Here is a 16,853-nt window from a genome sequence, read left to right as displayed (position 1 = left end):
AACAAAACGAAATCTTCTTGCCAACCTTTTTTTAGAAAAATGGGATATTTCAAAAAAGGATTACCATGTTTTTCGCATCATGCGGTGTGGGAGATTGGCATCCAAAAACTCATCTCCGAACGCCTCGTACCCGAGCTTTTCATAAAACGGAAGCGCCGTCAGTTGTGCACCCAATCGTAGTTCAACCAACCCTTGACGTTTCGCGACACGTTCAACTTCAATCATAATGTCTTTCCCATATCCATGACCCCGGGCCGATTGAATCGTCGCCACTCGCTCCACTTTTCCGACAGTCGAGTCGACTGGACGAAGACGCGCTGTCGTCACAGGTTCGGAGTCAAGGAGCCCGACCACATGTGTACACATATCGTCTAAATCATCGTATTCTAAACTCTCATCAATTCCTTGTTCCTGAACGAATACGATCTCCCGCACTTGTTTGGCCTGTTCAATCAACGCTGGTTCGTTTCCCGATTGAATGATCAACATGGTAAAACTCCTTCCTGCAATCGTTTCACGATTTCTTCGATTCCCTTTTCTAGTTCCGCTACGGATGTGAAACGCGCTTGGGCCTGCTTATGGCTTCCACCGCCACGACCAATCTGCATCTCTTGGAGCGCCGCTTTCAAGAATGTGCCGACGGCGATATCCTGTGTCCCGTCATGCATAACGAACAATTTCTGCGTTCCATAGTTGGCGCCAACGGCAATTCGTCCTGTTGCTGCGATTCGTTCGATGATGGCGGTCGTCAACGTTTCCGCTTCTGTTCTCCCGACATGTAAGGCCACATAGTTATCTTCTTTCAACACGGCCTCCACTTTCGCTTTGGCAATCCGTTCTTCGAGCGTTTTGATTTCTTTTTCACGTTCCAAACGAATCGTATGTTCTTCGATTACACGGGCTGCCACGGATTCATTCGTTGTCGAGAATGTATGGTGAATCGTCCGCAACGCTGCTCGCGCTTGTTGAGTCGCCTTGATCGCTCGACTTCCCGCCACATACGTCAAGCGTAGATTCCCCCTCACTTTCTTCACCGCCGTCACATGGATGGTACCGAGTTGTCCCGTTGTCTCCACATGAGTGCCACCACATGCATTGTAATCTAGACCTTCGATTTCGACGATGCGAATCATCCCCGTTCGGTCCGTCTCTTTCCGTAAGCGCGCCCGGTCTACTTCTTCTTTTGGGATTTCATAGACACGAATCGGACGGTTTTCAAAGATGACTTGTTGCATCTCTTGTTCAAGTGCCTCAACGTGCGCCCAGTCCATCGTTGCCGTTTCAATCTCAATAGATGAATCGGTCTCTCCGATTCCAAAGCTGAGCGTCCGAATGCCATGGCGGTCTTCCAAAATCGCCGTTATCACATGTTGAGCAGTATGCTGGATGGAATGATCCCGTCTGACGTCCTCATCGATTCGAACCTCTATCGTCGTGCCCGCTGGTAATGATTCTGACAAGAGATGCCATACTTCCCCGTCCTTGATTTGTACGTCCAGTACAGGATGCGTCCCAATCCATCCACGGTCAGCCGGTTGTCCCCCACCTTCCGCATAAAACGGGCTGTTCTCGAGTGTGTGCCAATGACCGTTGCCGTCTTCCTTTATTGAGGTCACGACTGTACTTGCTGTATATGGTTCCATCTTGTTCTCCACCTTCTCTCTATAATCTGTTCAGACAACTAGTTTAATTTCGTCTATAATGAAACATACATCTTCTCAGTCAGGAGCGAAATGATATGTTAGAAATCGATAAACAATCTCCGTTACCTATTTATTATCAAATTGAAGCGTACTTAAAGCAACAAATTGATGACGGATTGTTAAAACCAGGAGACACCTTGCCTTCAGAGCGTGAATTTTCGGAGCAATTTCACGTCAGTCGGATGACGATTCGTCAAGCCATTATGAACCTCGTCAACGCCGGTTATTTGAGCCGTCAAAAAGGACGAGGCACATTCGTCGCGAGTCAGAAGATTGCGATGACGTTATCGGGACTGACAAGTTTTTCCGAGGAAATCAAACATCGAGGTATGCGACCGCTAAGCCGTCTCTTGTCATACGAGGTCATTCCGGCAACGGATCGCATCGCGCAGCAACTGAGTATCCCAAATCAAACACCGGTTTATGAGATGAAACGGCTACGACTCGCCGATGATCATCCACTTGCGCTCGAGACCGCCTATATTCCCGTTCATTTATTGCCTGACCTGACGCAAGATGACGCCACGGGATCGATCTATGCGTATGCCGAACAGCATGGCTTACGCTTGAAGAATGCAACACAAACACTCGAAGCCCGGAGCGCCGGTCCAGAAGAAGCCAATCTCCTCACGATTTCTCCGAACGCACCGGTCTTGTTGATTGACCAGCGAACATATCTCGAGGATGGCGGCATGTTTGAATACAGCCGTTCCCTTTTCCGTGGCGACTCGTACTCTTTCACTGTCGCCATGGATCGCATATAAAAAAGTTTGCCCGAGGGCAAACTTTTTTTATTGGGCTTCATACGTTACCCCGCTCGGGTCTAACGTATACGATTCGAGTTCTGTATCGGACATCGGCTCGACACGGTTACCCGCATCCGCTTGTTGCACACGATAGCGCACTTCTTCAAGAAGCGGTTCGTTCAAGAAGTAATAGAAGTGTCCGTCATCTGCCCGGGCACCTTCTCCAGTCAATTGGTATTGCACCGTATTGTGGAGCGCGCCAACGTCCTCAATTAAACGCATATAGTCATTCGGTCCAAGTGTCGTCTGCATGTTGTCACCGACGGCTTTCAAGACCTTATCGTAATTGTTTAGGAGTGATGTGCCGAGTGATTGTTCGAGCACGGCATTAATGACTTCCATCTGGCGTTGTCCACGACCGATGTCTCCACGTGGGTCATCGTATCGATTTCGGACGTAGGCAAGTGCCTCTTCACCAGAAAGCCGTTGAAGGCCTTGTTCGATTTGAACTGTCTCACGTGACGCATCGTAACTGTTTTGTTGTGATGAGAACGGAACATCAATCTCAACGCCACCTACCGCATCAATGAAATCAACGAACCCTTGGAAGTTGAGCGAGACGACATGGTCAATTTCAACACCGACTAAATCTTCGATCGTGTTCGTCGCCATCCGCATCCCGTTGTTCGGATTCGATTCATCCATCGAACCGAAATAGTAAGCGTGTGTGATCTTATCTTGGTCAAGTCCCGTCTTGCCATAAGGAATGTTATAACCCGTGTAGTCGATGTTGACATACGAATCACGCGGGATACTGAGCATCGTCGTCTGCTTTTCTTTCTTGTTTAAAATGACGACAATCATGACGTCTGATCGTCCGAACTCACCGCGCGCTTTCTTCTGTGGCGAAAGGTCTGTTCCTAAAACCAAGAACGTCTCCGTATCTTCTTTATCATAACGAGTCGGCTCAACCGTCGGGTCATCCTCTAATGTGACTTGGGTGCCGGACAACATATTGTGGGCTTTGTAAAACGCTGTACCGTAAATGCTAGACCCAGCAATAATCGCAATCAGCACGAGGGCACTAAATATCTTATAAAACGCAGACGGACCTGTGCGCTGTCTGCGAGCATGTGTTCTAGAATTCATATCGGTCTCCTTCGAGTCAAAATAATGAGCTTCACTCATTATAGAGGAAAGCGGGAAATTTGTCGAAAACGTTTTGATGACAAATTCGTTTCTTTACATTTTCCCACAGTTGAACACAGAAAAACCCGCGGAGATGACTCCGCAGGTTCGTTAATCCCGAATGGTGAAAAATCGTGTTGCCGCTTCTTGCCCACGGGCTTGTAAGGATTCCGCACAGCGTGATGCAGCCGCCCCGTCGAGCACGACCGTCACACCTGGATGGGCCTGTAGGATTGTGGCCGGCCAGTCGACCGTCGGTACGCTTTCAATCATGTGCTGTACCGCTTCAGCTTTCCGCTCCCCTGTCGCCACAAGGACAATCTCACGTGCGTTCATGATCGTATCGAGCCCCATCGTGATCGCATGTGTCGGGACGTCTTCCAATCGGTCAAAAAAGCGACGGTTTGCCTCTCGTGTTGATTCGGTGAGTTCGGTCACGTGCGTCTTCGCATCGAGGGCCGTGCCCGGTTCATTAAATGCGATGTGACCATTTTCCCCGATACCAAGAAGTTGTAAGTCGACACCAAGCTTCCGAACGAGGTCTTCGTAACGAGCCGCTTCCGCTTTTGGGTCCGGTGCGTCCCCTTGAGGCAAGTGACTCTGTTTGAATGGCACTTCATCGAAGAGACGGTCTTTCATAAAGCGGTTGTAACTTTGAGGATGTTCGGGCGATAATCCGATATATTCATCTAAATTGACGCTCGTCACATGGCTACAATCGAGCGCGTCCTGTTTAAACATCTGATACATCCCGACCGGTGTGCTACCGGTTGCGAGACCGAGTACAAAGTCATGTTTCCCTGAAATCCGTTCTTTGATTAGCGTATAGGCGATTCGTTCCGCGTCGTTCGCCGTCTTTGCGACTAGTACATTCATCTTTGTTCCTCCCGTTCATATACGATTCGACCTTTGACGAAAGTCATCTGAACATGTGTCGTGTCATCCCAAACGACAAGGTCTGCATCAAACCCCGATTTGATATCGCCTTTTGTCGTCAACCCGAATTCTTTGGCCGCATTCGTCGAGGTCATTTTTACCGCTTCTTCCACAGTACATCCCGTATATGCCTGAATGTTTCGGAATGCAGCATCCATCGTCAACACACTGCCCGCAAGGTTCCCGGCTTGAAGTCGCGCAGCCCCGTCCGCTACGATGACCGGTTGGCCGCCAAGCTCATATTGTCCGTCCGGAAGTCCTTTTGCTCGCATCGCATCCGTGATGACGACAAGTTCATCTGCTCCTTTTAAGCGAAACGCGAAGTCGACCATCTCCGGACGACTATGGATCCCATCCGGAATGATTTCCGCGATGACTCCACCCTCTAAGAGACAATAGCCTACCGTTCCGGGTTCTCGATGATGTAACCCACGCATCTGGTTATAAAGATGCGTCCCGTGTTTGACGCCCGCCTGCTTGTTCTCTTCAAATGTCGCGCTCGTATGGCCCGCTGAACCGATCGCACCGGTTTCGCGAAGTACCGCTTCAAATGCACGTGCACCTGGCCGTTCCGGTGCATACGTAACGAGGCGGATATGACCGCCGGCGAGCTCTTGCCATTTTCGGAACTGCTCGGCGTCCGGGTCGATAATATATTCCGCCGGCTGTGCCCCAGCCATCTCCACGTTGACGAAAGGACCTTCCAAGTGAATCCCGATGAGTGTCGTATCCTGCGCTTCGATGACGTTTCGGACCGCCTTCAAAGCATGCTCAATCGCTTCTTTTGACTGCGTGATGGTCGTCGCAAAAAAAGAAGTGACGCCTTCTTGTAGCATGTCGTTACTCAACTGCCGAAGTTTTGATTCATCCGCATCCATCGTATCGACTTCATATCCCCCGTGGATATGCACATCGATGAGACCCGGTGTCACGAGTGCTCCAGCGACATCAATCACATGCTCATCCTGTTGTTCAAACTGTTCCATCGATCCGATTTCATCAATCTTTTGACCATTCCATCTGATATATCCACGTTCCCATGTATGTTCTGCTGACACGATACGAGCATTGATCAATGTCCCCATCGGTTCACCACTCCTTTTTGTTTTCCTCCATGTTATCATATCGGATAAAAGTATAGTTGTATAGACCAATTTAAAATAAATAAAAGATTGTTCACATTTGCGAACAATCTTCTCCTCTCTATGTCGATTGAATCGTGCCATAGCGTCGGACAATCCATACTAACCGGAGGAATAACAAGACCGCTCCGGCTGCAAGTCCAGCAATCAAGCCAATCCAATAGCCGTCTGGTCCAAACCCGGCGTGCTCTGCCAAAACATACCCGAGAGGTAAACCGATGACCCAATAAGCGACGAGTGAAAGGACGAGCGTGATGTTGACGTCTTTAAAGCCACGTAATATCCCTTGGATCGGTGCCGCGACGGCATCTGACAATTGGAAGAATACAGCAAAAATCATAAAGTGCGCTGCAAGGTCCACGACCGTCGGGTCATTCGTATAAATGGCCGCAACCCGCTCGTTTTGCCAAAACAAAAAAGCACCCGAAAAGATAGAGACACCGAGACAGAGCGCGAGCCCGATTTTTGCATAGCGGACGGCATCCTGCAGTCGTTTCGCGCCGAGCTCATACCCCACGACAATCGTCAACGCGCTCGATGCCGAAAGTGGCAACATGTACACGAACGAGGCAAAGTTAATCGCCGCTTGGTGAGCCGCGACGATTTGGTCACCATATGAACTGAGCAATACCGTGACCGCCGCAAAGATGCTGACTTCGGCGAAAATGGCGAGCCCGATTGGGGTCCCAAGTTGTAACAACTCTTTTTGTCGGAGCCAGACCATCCGTTCGGTCGTCCGTAAAAACTTGTATTCGCGGAACGGCTTCCCGTTTCTCACGAAGAAGAAGGCCATGAAGAAGAGTAGCCAGTAAGTGATGCTCGAGGCGATTCCCGCTCCAACACCTCCGTACGCCGGCACACCTAGTTTTCCGAAGATGAAGATGTAATTTAATCCGACATTAATGGGTAACCCTAATAGTATGAGGATCATCGAGACTCTCGTCTTGCCAAGGGAATCCATGAGCGTGCGTAGCACATTGAACAGGAACATCGGCAAGACGCCGAATCCAAGGGCAAGCAAGTATTGCGTCGCGATTCGTTTCCCTTCTACACTGAGCCCCATGCTCTCGATCGCCATCGGCACAAGGAGTGAGCCCAACGTCAGCGTGATTACGCTCAGCATGATGGCTAAATAGATACCTTGAAACAAGGTACGTTGAATCTGTTGACGGTCTCGCGCACCAAGCGCTTGCGACACGATCGGGGCCACCGCCAGCAAGATTCCACTCAGTCCGGTATACACCGGCATCCACAAGCTTGAACCGACTCCGACACCAGCCAAATCGACGGCACCCGCCCGTCCGGACATGACGGTATCGAAAAAGCTAATCAAATAAAAAGACACTTGCGTGACTAGGATTGGAAAGAAAATCGTGAAGAACAGTTTGATTTTTTCGTTTAATGAATGTGTTTGGTACATGGACAACCCTCATCTCTTTTTCAGAAAGGAACTTATAATTATGAATCAACGGCATGCAGAAAAACTTAAATTTGAACTGTTGGAAACGTGGAACACGTTCAATCACTATGTGACGGAAGCCCTCACCTTTAACAATTCTGAGGATATTCACCGCGCCCGGGTGCATTTACGGAAACTGATCACCTTCATGCAACTATACGAAACGAAGCCGGCGACGTTTCGACAACTCAAACAATTGATGGAGGCACTCGGTCATGTGCGCGACCTCGACGTCCTCATCGAAACGTTTGATTCTAAATCCGAACTCGACCATGCGTTTCTTGAAGCGATGGAGACAGAACGTGCCATCGCACGGACGATTCTATCTACCCGTGTCAGTGAAAAAATGACACCGTCGCTCGATCAACAAGTACGTCGCTTCATCGGTGGACCGTTATTTCGTGCGTTCAAAAAAACGAACGCCTCCCCGATGTTAGAAAAGGCGAAAAGTGAGCGCAAGCAACGTGTGCGCGTCTATCATGAACGATCCAGTGGAAAAGAACAACTTGAAGCGCTCCATAAAGTCCGTTTAGCCGTCAAACGCGAACGCTATTTACATGAGTACTTGCTAAACTATGAATCGGATGCATCGATGGACACTGTCCGAACGTTAAAAAAAATGCAAACCGAACTCGGTGAGATGAACGACCATGACCAACTGTTAAAGCGTTGGCGGGCCTTCACCCCTCGAGCTGAACTACAGTCCGAATACGACCGAAAAATTGAAACATTACAGCAGGAACTCGATGCATCCGTGGAGCACCTATCGATTTAGCGAGATGTATAGCGCTCAATCAATAGTTCCAACAACTTCATTCCGGCAATCGAGTTTCCTTTTGAATCAAGTGCCGGACCAAATATGCCAAACCCGACGTTATTCAAATCCAGTTCGTGGTTCCCGACCGCCAAGATGGCACCCGACACCCCACTTTTTCCTGGAAGACCAACCCGGACAGCGAACTCACCCGATGCATCATACATGCCACACGTCGTCATGATGGCCTTGACGATTCGGACGACCCGACGTGGAATCAACTCTTCGCCCGTATCCGGGTCTTCTCCATTCCCTGCAAAGACACGCCCGATTCGTGCCAAATCAAAACAATCAATCTCGATGGCACACTGTTTCGTATACACATCAATGATCTCATCGACGTCACCTTCCACAATTCCATGGTGACACATGAAATAGAGCAAGGCACGGTTCAAGTCGGTCGTCTCGTATTCAGAGCGGGCGACTTTTTCGTCGTACGTGACCTCCTCGACCGAGCGATTTAATAACGTCGCTAAAAACTGGCGGAACTGATAGATTTTGAGTTCTGCCGTCTCCCCCAAAATCATACTCGTCACCGCTAATGCTCCAGCGTTGATCATCGGATTCAGCGGTTTTGACGGGACCGTTTCCTCAAGTTTGGCGATGGAGTTGAATGCGTCCCCCGTCGGCTCCATCCCTACTTTCGAAAAGACATAGTCCTCCCCGAACTCCATCAGTACATAACAAAGGGTGAGCGCCTTCGATACGCTCTGAATCGTAAACTTGTGATGAACATCCCCCGCATGAATATACGTACCGTCCGGCAAACAAATTGCCACCCCGAGTAAATCGTTTTTCACATGTGCGAGTTCAGGGATATAATCTGCCACTTTCCCTTGAGCCGTGTACGGACGACACTCATCAACCAAGTGATTCAACTGTTGTTCGAGTACATTCATTCCATCACCTCATGTTCCATCAAATTTCAACCGGGTCATCTTATCATATTACCCGTCTGGTGGTCCATCATCTTTATACCAGTCTTCATCCGCCCAAATCATCGGTGGACTTTCCTCGTCTCCAACCAACTTTTCTCCATGTCGATTCATCGACAGAATAAACCCAGCTATGCCTACCATTACAAGCGTCGCAACGATAAGGAAGGAAGCCATTCCATCGTCCCCTTTCGAATTCGTGACAAATTTGTCTAGAACTCCGTGACACTTATCCTATATCTCCGTCAACATTCCCGGTACCGTTAAGACGACAACAATTTCAGAGAAATGGGTGAATCAATTGAATCGAATCGCGATTATCGGAGGTGGCATCACCGGACTTGCCGCAGCCTATTATGCCAAAGAAGCCGGAGCTCATGTCACATTGATCGAGGCGCAGGACCATCTCGGTGGAAAAATCAAGACCATTTATCGGGATGGGTTTACGTTAGAGACTGGACCCGACGGTTATATGGCACGGAAGCCGACCTTGACATCACTTATTACGGATCTCGGTCTCGCAGATCAACTCGTCCGCTCCAGAACCGGGACTTCTTACATTTACGTACGGAAGCAACTGAGACAGATGCCGGCCGGATCGGTCATGGGCATCCCGACCAAGTTTTGGCCGATGGTCAAAACGGATCTCTTTACTTGGAGAGGAAAACTTCGCGCCGGATTCGATCTCGTGATTCCACGCGTGTATGCAGGAGAGGATATCTCGCTCGACCGTTTCTTTCGGACGAGACTCGGCTCAGAAGTCGTCGATACGATGATCGAACCGCTTCTGTCCGGGATTTACAACGGGACACTCGAAGACATGAGCATCGAGTCTACTTTCCCTCAGTTTATCACGATTGAACAAAAAACTCGCAGTCTGATTCTCGGAATGAAAGCACTCACTCCTCCCGTCCAAGCTGGTGTAAAGCCGTCCGAGACTGGTAAGTTCCTGTCGATTGAGCAAGGACTCGGAGCACTCGTCGAGGCGCTCCGTCCGTCAATCGATCGACTCATGTTAAAGACGCTTGTTCAATCCGTTCGACCTCATGAAGTCACATTTGCCGATGGGACGGTCGAACAGTTTGACGGCATCATTCTTGCGACTTCCCCTCAAGCACTCGGACCTCTGCTCGGATTCCCAGAAGCCGAACGCTTGTCATCGTTAAAACGTACCTCTTCGATGACCGTACTCGCCGCCTTCGACGAGTCAGATGTGGATGCGTTAGATGGAACCGGCTACGTCATCGCCAAATCGGAAGGAAACGCCTTGACCGCTTGTAGCTGGATGCATAAAAAATGGCCACACCTAGCTCCTAAAGGAAAAGCATTGCTCCGCATGTATATCGGTTCAGAACATGTCCCGTCCCTGCTCCATGAAGAGGATGATCAAATCGCAAACTTCGCTTTAAGCGAACTTCGACGCATTCAAAAAGTCGGGACTCCCCTCTTCACGAAAGTCGAACGACACATTCAAACGATGCCACAATATGAAGTCGGTCATAAACAGGACGTCCGCGCGTTCGAAGAAGCACTTCTGAAGTGGGACGGCGTCGAGGCGTGTGGTGCCATACTTCATGGAGTCGGATTACCTGACTGCGTCGATTCTGCCAAACGGGCGGTCGATCACTTACATCTTCGACAGGCGGTGACGGTATGAAACACATCGACTATAACGAAAATCCGTTCATCGTCATTTGGGAAGTCACACGGGCCTGTGCGCTCTCCTGCGTCCACTGCCGGGCAGAGGCACAATTTCACCGTTACGAAAACGAACTCGATACGGAAGAGGGAAAGGCATTGATTCGCGAGATTCATGCGATGGATAACCCGATTCTCGTCTTTACGGGCGGTGATCCTCTCATGCGTGAAGATTTATTTGAATTGACCGCATACGCCTCTTCCCTCGGGATGCGCGTCTCGATGACACCTTCCGCCACACCTCGAGTGACTCACGATGCCGTGAAACGAGCGAAAGCGGCTGGTTTGTCACGTTGGGCCTTCTCCATTGACGGACCGGACGCCGTGACGCATGACTATTTCCGCGGCACACGTGGCAGTTTCGACCGTACCATTCGAGGAATCTCATATTTCCGAGAGGAGGGAATGTCATTTCAAATCAATACGACGGTGACCGAATACAACGTCAATCGATTACCGGAAATGGCGAAACTCGTAGAATCCCTTGGCGTATCCGTCTGGACGCTCTTTTTCCTCGTGCCGACTGGACGTGGATCCCTGTTACAACCCATTACACCTGAGCGACATGAGGAAGTATTGAAATGGGCGTTCTCCCTACAAGAGACGGCACCCTTCATCATCTCGACGACGGAAGCCCAATTTTATCGGAGAGTCGCCCGACAAGAAAATCAGCGCCGCCGGACAGCAGGGCTCCCTCCAATCGGACATCCCCATGACGATTTGGCGAAGGCACCTCGCGGAACGAATGACGGCAACGGATTCGTCTTTATCTCACATACAGGGGACGTCCAGCCGTCCGGTTTTTTACCGATTCCCTGCGGAAACGTCCGAACGACACCTCTCGCCGATATTTATCGCCATCATCCGACGTTCAAGGCGCTGCGTGATCCCGACACTCATCATGGCAAGTGTGGGTATTGTGAGTATCGGTATCTATGTGGTGGTTCGCGGGCTAGAGCCTATGCGGTCACTGGCGATTATAAGGAGGCGGAACCGTACTGCATCTATCAGCCGGAACGTCCCCTCGTTTCACAATAAAGATTCCCATTTATTCCCTCTCCGTGTAAGATTGAATTATATGATGAGAAGGGAGCCACGTAGGTGCAGTCATTACCGATTGACGGATTATTCTATATTGGGTTGGGTACAATTTTTATCGTTACGACTTTACTCGGGTTCGGAATCAAGCGATGGACGAAACAAGGTATGATGGGATTTTACACGCTACTCGCAACAAGTCTTGGCTTATTCTTTTGGCTACTGCTCTGGTTTCAAGAAGCGACCCGCGCCAGCTTTATGGGAACCATCCCATGGGTACTCAACTTATTTTTCGGAACGGTACTCTATCTCATTTTTATAGGCATCAGTTATTTAATTTTGAGAAGAAAGCGTCGGCATACATAAAAGAGGAATCCGGTTGTGGATTCCTCTTTCTTTATGCATTGACTGTCGACGGGCGTAACGTCAACGCCCCGTTCTCGACATCGATGATGACCGTTTGACCATCCTCGACATCTCCAGCGAGGATGCTACGGGCAAGTTTCGTCTCAATCGTCCGTTGCACGTACCGGTTGATCGGTCTCGCACCGAATTGTGGTTCATACGCTTCGTCGGCAACGAACGTTTTGGCTGCGTCGGTGATCTCGATATGAATCGAGCGTGTCGTGAGCCGCTCGCTCATCCGTCCGACCGCTTTCTCGACGATTTGACCGATTTGGTCTTTCGTGAGCGGATGGAACAGAATCGTTTCATCGACCCGGTTCAAGAATTCAGGACGGAAATGGCGACGGAGTTTGTCGAGCACTTGACGCTCTTCGTCCTCATCAATCACGCCATCTTTCGCCGCTTCGAGCAAAATGTCTGCCCCAATGTTCGACGTCATGATGACAATCGTATTTTTGAAGTCGACGATGCGCCCGTGCGAATCGGTCAATCGACCATCATCGAGCAATTGTAGCAAGATGTTGAAGACGTCCGGATGTGCCTTCTCGACCTCATCGAGTAAGAGGACCGAGTACGGGTTACGGCGAACCGCTTCGGTCAACTGGCCGCCTTCCTCATATCCGATATAGCCAGGAGGCGCTCCGACGAGACGCGACACGGCATGTTTCTCCATATATTCACTCATATCGAGGCGAACGATATGGTCTTCTGAGTCAAACATCGCTTCTGCGAGCGCCTTCCCGAGTTCTGTCTTCCCGACCCCCGTCGGTCCGAGGAAGAGGAATGAGCCGATCGGACGATTCGGATCTTTGATGCCAGCACGCGCCCGAATGACCGCATCGCTGACGAGACGAATCGCATCATCTTGTCCGAAAACGCGTTTATGCAAGACCGTTTCTAGATTGAGGAGCTTATCCCGCTCTCCTTCTGTCAGTTTCGTCACCGGTATGCCCGTCCATTTTGAGACGACCTCGGCGATTTCTTCTTCCGTCACCTCTTCCCGCACGAGTTCGCGTGTCACCGAACTCGCCAACTGTTCCGCTTCTTCGAGTTCTCGCTCAAGCTCCGGGATTCGTCCGTATTTCAGTTCCGAGGCCCGGTTCAAATCGTAACGACTCTCTGCCTCTTGTAACTCGAGACGTACTTTCTCGAGGTCTCCGCGGATTTGTTGTACGCGGTGCGTCGACTCCTTCTCATTCTCCCAGCGGAGACGTAACGAGTCAGACTGTTCACGAAGTGACGCCAATTCCTGCTGAAGCGCCTCAAGTCGCTTCATGGAAGCGGCATCGCTCTCTTTTTTAAGAGCCGCCTCTTCGATTTCAAGCTGCATGACCCGACGGACCAATTCATCGAGTTCAGCCGGCATCGACTCCATCTCCGTCCGAATCATTGCACACGACTCATCGACGAGATCGATCGCCTTGTCCGGCATGAAACGGTCGGTGATATAGCGATTGGATAATACAGCCGCTGCGACGAGCGCATTGTCATGGATGCGTACCCCGTGGTGAATCTCGAAGCGTTCTTTCAAACCGCGCAAGATGGAAACCGTATCCTCGACATCCGGTTCAGCGACAAGTACTTGTTGGAAACGCCGCTCGAGGGCCGGGTCCTTCTCGATATATTGACGATACTCGTCAAGTGTCGTCGCACCGATACAATGCAGTTCGCCTCGGGCGAGCATCGGTTTCAACATGTTCCCGGCATCCATCGATCCCTCCGACTTCCCTGCACCGACAATCGTGTGCAGTTCATCGATGAAGAGGATGATGGTGCCTTCCGCTTCTTTCACTTCGGACAAGACTGCCTGTAGACGTTCCTCGAACTCCCCACGATATTTCGCACCGGCAACGAGGGAACTCATATCGAGACTGAAGATGGTTTTGTCTTTCAAACTTTCCGGCACATCTCCACGAACGATACGCTGGGCGAGCCCTTCGACAATCGCCGTCTTCCCGACACCCGGTTCCCCGATGAGGACTGGGTTGTTTTTCGTTTTCCGACTCAAAATCCGGATGACACGACGAATCTCGCTATCCCGTCCGATGACCGGATCGATTTTCCCGGTCTTCACTTCTTGAATGAGGTCTCGTCCGTATTTCGTCAAGACGTCATACGTCGCTTCAGGCGACTTCGAAGTGATCCGACGATTTCCTCGTACGGCGACGAGCGCCTCACGGAGACGGTCTTCTGTGATCCCTTTTCGCTCGAGCATCGCCTGTGCTTGACTACTGTTCAACAAGATGCCGAGTAAAATATGTTCGACCGATACGTATTCATCGTTCATCCCTGTCGCTTCTCGCTCCGCCGTCGTTAGAACGTTCAGCAAAGAAGCCGAAATCATCGGTGTCGTCGGATTTTGAAGTTTTGGTGCATTTCTTAAAGAAAGTGCGACTTCGCCTTCAATCTCAGACACGTTGATTTCCATTTTTTGAAACAGCAACGGCGCGATCCCGTCCGTCTGCGAAATCATGGACGCCAAGACGTGCCACTCATTGATTTCACTATGATGATATTGTTTCGCTAACGCCTGTGAACTGACAATGCATTCATGTGCTTTATCTGTAAAACGATTAAAGTCCATCACGATTCCTCCTTATTCATTAACGTTCGATTTGCTCATAAACAGAACGGTACGTCTCATCAAGAGGCAGGTCGACCTCGAGTTGGACGAATAAGTCCGACCGCACCTTCGAGGCGGTCATGACACCGCGACCAGGGATCCGCATCCGTTGTCCCGGACGGCTTCCCGGTTTCACTTTCAGCTTCACGCGTCCCCCGTCGAGCGTGGCAACGATGACGCTCGCCCCGTCTAAAAAGTCGAGCGGACGCAATCGTTTCACGGTCACGATATGCTCTCCTTCACGACGATACGTATCGTCATCCGCAAAGTGAAGTTCGACATATACATCTCCTCGGTTTCCCGATTGTCCGACGCGGCTACCTTTTCCTTTCAACCGCAACTTCTGACCTTCGTAGGCACCTTGTGGAATTTTGACGTTCACGGTACCCGTTTGAAGACGTAGACTCACTTTCGACTCTTTCGTCAATTGACTGAGCGGGATGTTGACACGAACAGTCTCATCCAAGTCTTCCTCGACTGCTTGGTCAAAGAAGCTTCCGAACATATCTTCAAATCCGAAAGTCCGAGAGGTCGTACGCGATCCGCCTCCGAATTGTCGGAATAGATCTTCGAATTGTGACGAGCCTTCCCCGTAAGTCTCTCCACCGCCACCGAACCCTTGTCCGAACGACGGTCCATCCGGGCTACCGTATCGATCATAGTTCGCCTTTTTCTCTGGGTCGCTCAATATGTCAAACGCTTCCTGGACCGACTTGAATCGTTCTTGTGCACCAGGGTCTTTATTGACGTCCGGATGGTATTGTTTCGCCAGTTTCCGGTATGCACGTTTAATCTCTTGCTCGGTCGCCTCCTTGGAGACACCGAGCTCGTCGTAATAGTTTTTAGCCATATGGATTCACCTCACCTATCCCTTTCCCGTTTCTGTTAACTCTATTCTACTCAATTGGTCAAATAAGGTCAAAGATAATCCTTTCACTTTTCATACGAAAAAAAGAAGAGATTCGTTTCAAAAAACGAACCTCTTCTCGATTAGAAGTAGACTTTCGGGCTATCCATGCCGTCCTCAAACACAATCGTCACTTCAGGGTCTCCGCCAAGTGACGTCACGTTGATACGAACCGGAACGTTCCGGCTATATTCCCAACGGTTTTCGAGCAAGCCGACCACGTGTTGTGTGAAGCCGACGAGCTCAGCGCGACTGTAAAACTGAATCGGGATATCAATCTCCATTCTCGATAGATCTCCGTTCTGATAAAAGCCCTTCCCAATCATCCCGCTATAGTCCGGGAAAAGGTCGGCAATCCGATCGCTGAAGAGCGTAAATTTCTGAGCGTCCTCGCGTACGTCAGACGTCGCCGATGTCGACGGGAAATAGTAGTACTTCTCATCGATCGCTTTCCAGTCGCCCGATTTGACTTGATCCGCCGTCCCAACGAAGGCCGACTTGATATAGTTCCCCGGTGTCGGTGAACCTTGTGTCGATTTCATATAGAGCGCGACATTGATATCGAGGTCCTTGAAGTCTTCACGCTTTCGTAATTGGGAGACGAGTTCGTTCGCCATACGTTCCCCTTCTGCGATTACTTTCTTTTGATCGAGTTTGACGGTATATGTCGGACCATAGTTCGGTGCTTGGAAGACATATTCACGGTTCAAAATAAGTGCAAACGATACGCCCCCAACCTGGTACCCGCTGTCCTCTTTCGTCATGTAATTTTGTTCGACAATCGAAGCTAAATAAAGCGGTGATTTCTTGTTCGCATCGACGAACTTGTCGTCTTCGACTTCTGCCTTGCCATCCGCATAAGCCGGGTTCAAGGGGGTCAACCCTTCATTACTTTTATCTTTCCGTGCGAGCAGACGAGATACATCCTCCGCGTTCAACAGCTGTCCCTCTTGATAAGCGAACTTTTCCGGGTCGAACGCGTCCGTTGAGTGACGCATGAGACCGAGTTCGACTTCTTCGAGTTCTAACGATGAACTGACTTGACGTTGGGCGAGTCCTCTCGCTGCCGCCGGTTTGAACGGAATGACCATCTGATAGTATGAGTCACGGGCTTCAATCGCTTGTGTGACGCCTTCGGCCGCTGTTTCGTCCCCAGTTGGTGTCGCTTCTTCTTCACCCATCGGTATTTTCATTGAACATCCACTCAACAATAGCGCCGAGGCGATTGTCGGGATGACGAGTTGTTTCCATTTCATCTA

The 16,853-nt window shown here is 50.2% G+C and carries 16 protein-coding genes; 5 read left to right on the top strand and 11 right to left on the bottom strand.

Going from position 1 to position 16,853, the window contains the following annotated elements:
• Positions 1-60 precede the first annotated feature (60 nt).
• On the bottom strand, positions 61-489 hold the full coding sequence (locus tag KNO71_RS14185; protein ID WP_214685483.1) for a GNAT family N-acetyltransferase: 429 nt from the start codon (positions 487-489) through the stop codon (positions 61-63).
• Positions 483-1,643 carry an alanyl-tRNA editing protein gene (locus KNO71_RS14180; protein WP_214689086.1) on the bottom strand — a complete coding sequence of 387 codons (1,161 nt, stop codon included), beginning with the start codon at positions 1,641-1,643 and terminating at the stop codon, positions 483-485. Before KNO71_RS14180 ends, KNO71_RS14185 begins: the two co-directional genes overlap by 7 nt.
• A 95-nt stretch (positions 1,644-1,738) precedes the next feature.
• On the opposite strand from KNO71_RS14180, the gene KNO71_RS14175 reads away from it, so the two are divergent.
• Positions 1,739-2,467: a GntR family transcriptional regulator gene (locus KNO71_RS14175; protein ID WP_214689085.1), complete on the top strand. Its 729-nt coding sequence runs from the start codon at positions 1,739-1,741 to the stop codon at positions 2,465-2,467.
• Between the two features lie 27 nt (positions 2,468-2,494).
• On the opposite strand, the gene KNO71_RS14170 is transcribed toward KNO71_RS14175, so the two are convergent.
• The 4 genes from KNO71_RS14170 to KNO71_RS14155 form a co-directional block, all read right to left on the bottom strand.
• Positions 2,495-3,598 (bottom strand): LCP family protein, encoded by a 1,104-nt coding sequence (locus KNO71_RS14170; protein WP_015880737.1) that lies wholly within the window; start codon positions 3,596-3,598, stop codon positions 2,495-2,497.
• Between the two features lie 150 nt (positions 3,599-3,748).
• A complete protein-coding gene (nagB, locus tag KNO71_RS14165) occupies positions 3,749-4,513 on the bottom strand; it encodes a glucosamine-6-phosphate deaminase (protein WP_078146274.1) in 765 nt (254 codons plus the stop codon).
• Positions 4,510-5,658: an N-acetylglucosamine-6-phosphate deacetylase gene (gene nagA / locus KNO71_RS14160; RefSeq protein WP_214689083.1), complete on the bottom strand. Its 1,149-nt coding sequence runs from the start codon at positions 5,656-5,658 to the stop codon at positions 4,510-4,512. Before nagA ends, nagB begins: the two co-directional genes overlap by 4 nt.
• 118 nt (positions 5,659-5,776) lie before the next feature.
• Complete coding sequence (locus KNO71_RS14155; protein ID WP_214689081.1) at positions 5,777-7,135, bottom strand: MATE family efflux transporter; 1,359 nt, start codon at positions 7,133-7,135, stop codon at positions 5,777-5,779.
• Between the two features lie 40 nt (positions 7,136-7,175).
• Here KNO71_RS14155 and KNO71_RS14150 point away from each other — a divergent pair, with 40 nt between their 5' ends.
• Positions 7,176-7,949, top strand: a complete 774-nt coding sequence (locus KNO71_RS14150) for a CHAD domain-containing protein (protein WP_214689079.1) — start codon at positions 7,176-7,178, stop codon at positions 7,947-7,949.
• Here the strand turns inward: KNO71_RS14150 and glsA are convergent.
• Positions 7,946-8,887: a glutaminase A gene (gene glsA, locus KNO71_RS14145; RefSeq protein WP_214689077.1), complete on the bottom strand. Its 942-nt coding sequence runs from the start codon at positions 8,885-8,887 to the stop codon at positions 7,946-7,948. The genes KNO71_RS14150 and glsA overlap by 4 nt on opposite strands.
• A gap of 48 nt (positions 8,888-8,935) precedes the next feature.
• Complete coding sequence (locus KNO71_RS14140) at positions 8,936-9,100, bottom strand: hypothetical protein (RefSeq protein ID WP_168169830.1); 165 nt, start codon at positions 9,098-9,100, stop codon at positions 8,936-8,938.
• A gap of 61 nt (positions 9,101-9,161) precedes the next feature.
• Between KNO71_RS14140 and hemG the strand changes: the two genes are divergently transcribed.
• The 3 genes from hemG to KNO71_RS14125 all read left to right on the top strand — a co-directional run bounded on the left by hemG (position 9,162) and on the right by KNO71_RS14125 (position 12,025).
• The gene (hemG, locus tag KNO71_RS14135) at positions 9,162-10,580 is read left to right on the top strand and encodes a protoporphyrinogen oxidase (protein WP_312049357.1); all 1,419 of its coding nucleotides are present in this window, start codon (positions 9,162-9,164) and stop codon (positions 10,578-10,580) included.
• Positions 10,577-11,659, top strand: a complete 1,083-nt coding sequence (locus tag KNO71_RS14130) for a TIGR04053 family radical SAM/SPASM domain-containing protein (protein WP_214685475.1) — start codon at positions 10,577-10,579, stop codon at positions 11,657-11,659. The genes hemG and KNO71_RS14130 overlap by 4 nt, the downstream gene beginning before the upstream one ends.
• 63 nt (positions 11,660-11,722) lie before the next feature.
• Positions 11,723-12,025 carry a hypothetical protein gene (locus tag KNO71_RS14125; RefSeq protein ID WP_214689076.1) on the top strand — a complete coding sequence of 101 codons (303 nt, stop codon included), beginning with the start codon at positions 11,723-11,725 and terminating at the stop codon, positions 12,023-12,025.
• A 31-nt stretch (positions 12,026-12,056) separates the two neighbouring features.
• Here KNO71_RS14125 and clpB read toward each other — a convergent pair whose 3' ends face one another.
• From clpB to KNO71_RS14110, 3 genes are all read right to left on the bottom strand, one after another.
• Positions 12,057-14,648, bottom strand: a complete 2,592-nt coding sequence (gene clpB / locus KNO71_RS14120; protein ID WP_214689074.1) for an ATP-dependent chaperone ClpB — start codon at positions 14,646-14,648, stop codon at positions 12,057-12,059.
• A gap of 19 nt (positions 14,649-14,667) precedes the next feature.
• Positions 14,668-15,537 carry a DnaJ C-terminal domain-containing protein gene (locus KNO71_RS14115; RefSeq protein WP_214689072.1) on the bottom strand — a complete coding sequence of 290 codons (870 nt, stop codon included), beginning with the start codon at positions 15,535-15,537 and terminating at the stop codon, positions 14,668-14,670.
• Between the two features lie 140 nt (positions 15,538-15,677).
• Positions 15,678-16,850 carry a CamS family sex pheromone protein gene (locus KNO71_RS14110; protein ID WP_015880725.1) on the bottom strand — a complete coding sequence of 391 codons (1,173 nt, stop codon included), beginning with the start codon at positions 16,848-16,850 and terminating at the stop codon, positions 15,678-15,680.
• Positions 16,851-16,853 lie beyond the last annotated feature (3 nt).

This window comes from Exiguobacterium sp. s163 (assembly GCF_018617135.1).
Lineage (GTDB): Bacteria > Bacillota > Bacilli > Exiguobacteriales > Exiguobacteriaceae > Exiguobacterium > Exiguobacterium profundum.
Note: the sequence above shows the minus strand (reverse complement) of the source record. Positions and strands in the feature narration are given on the sequence as shown.

Excerpts from the sequence above, each read along its gene's own strand:
- KNO71_RS14170 (WP_015880737.1), bottom strand. The coding sequence starts at position 3,598 with ATGAATTCTAGAACACATGCTCGCAGACAGCGCACAGGTCCGTCTGCG.
- KNO71_RS14130 (WP_214685475.1), top strand. The coding sequence starts at position 10,577 with ATGAAACACATCGACTATAACGAAAATCCGTTCATCGTCATTTGGGAA.
- KNO71_RS14140 (WP_168169830.1), bottom strand. The coding sequence starts at position 9,100 with ATGGCTTCCTTCCTTATCGTTGCGACGCTTGTAATGGTAGGCATAGCT.
- nagB (WP_078146274.1), bottom strand. The coding sequence starts at position 4,513 with ATGAATGTACTAGTCGCAAAGACGGCGAACGACGCGGAACGAATCGCC.
- KNO71_RS14110 (WP_015880725.1), bottom strand. The coding sequence starts at position 16,850 with ATGAAATGGAAACAACTCGTCATCCCGACAATCGCCTCGGCGCTATTG.
- KNO71_RS14115 (WP_214689072.1), bottom strand. The coding sequence starts at position 15,537 with ATGGCTAAAAACTATTACGACGAGCTCGGTGTCTCCAAGGAGGCGACC.
- KNO71_RS14155 (WP_214689081.1), bottom strand. The coding sequence starts at position 7,135 with ATGTACCAAACACATTCATTAAACGAAAAAATCAAACTGTTCTTCACG.
- nagA (WP_214689083.1), bottom strand. The coding sequence starts at position 5,658 with ATGGGGACATTGATCAATGCTCGTATCGTGTCAGCAGAACATACATGG.
- KNO71_RS14150 (WP_214689079.1), top strand. The coding sequence starts at position 7,176 with ATGAATCAACGGCATGCAGAAAAACTTAAATTTGAACTGTTGGAAACG.
- glsA (WP_214689077.1), bottom strand. The coding sequence starts at position 8,887 with ATGAATGTACTCGAACAACAGTTGAATCACTTGGTTGATGAGTGTCGT.
- KNO71_RS14175 (WP_214689085.1), top strand. The coding sequence starts at position 1,739 with ATGTTAGAAATCGATAAACAATCTCCGTTACCTATTTATTATCAAATT.
- clpB (WP_214689074.1), bottom strand. The coding sequence starts at position 14,648 with ATGGACTTTAATCGTTTTACAGATAAAGCACATGAATGCATTGTCAGT.
- KNO71_RS14185 (WP_214685483.1), bottom strand. The coding sequence starts at position 489 with ATGTTGATCATTCAATCGGGAAACGAACCAGCGTTGATTGAACAGGCC.
- KNO71_RS14180 (WP_214689086.1), bottom strand. The coding sequence starts at position 1,643 with ATGGAACCATATACAGCAAGTACAGTCGTGACCTCAATAAAGGAAGAC.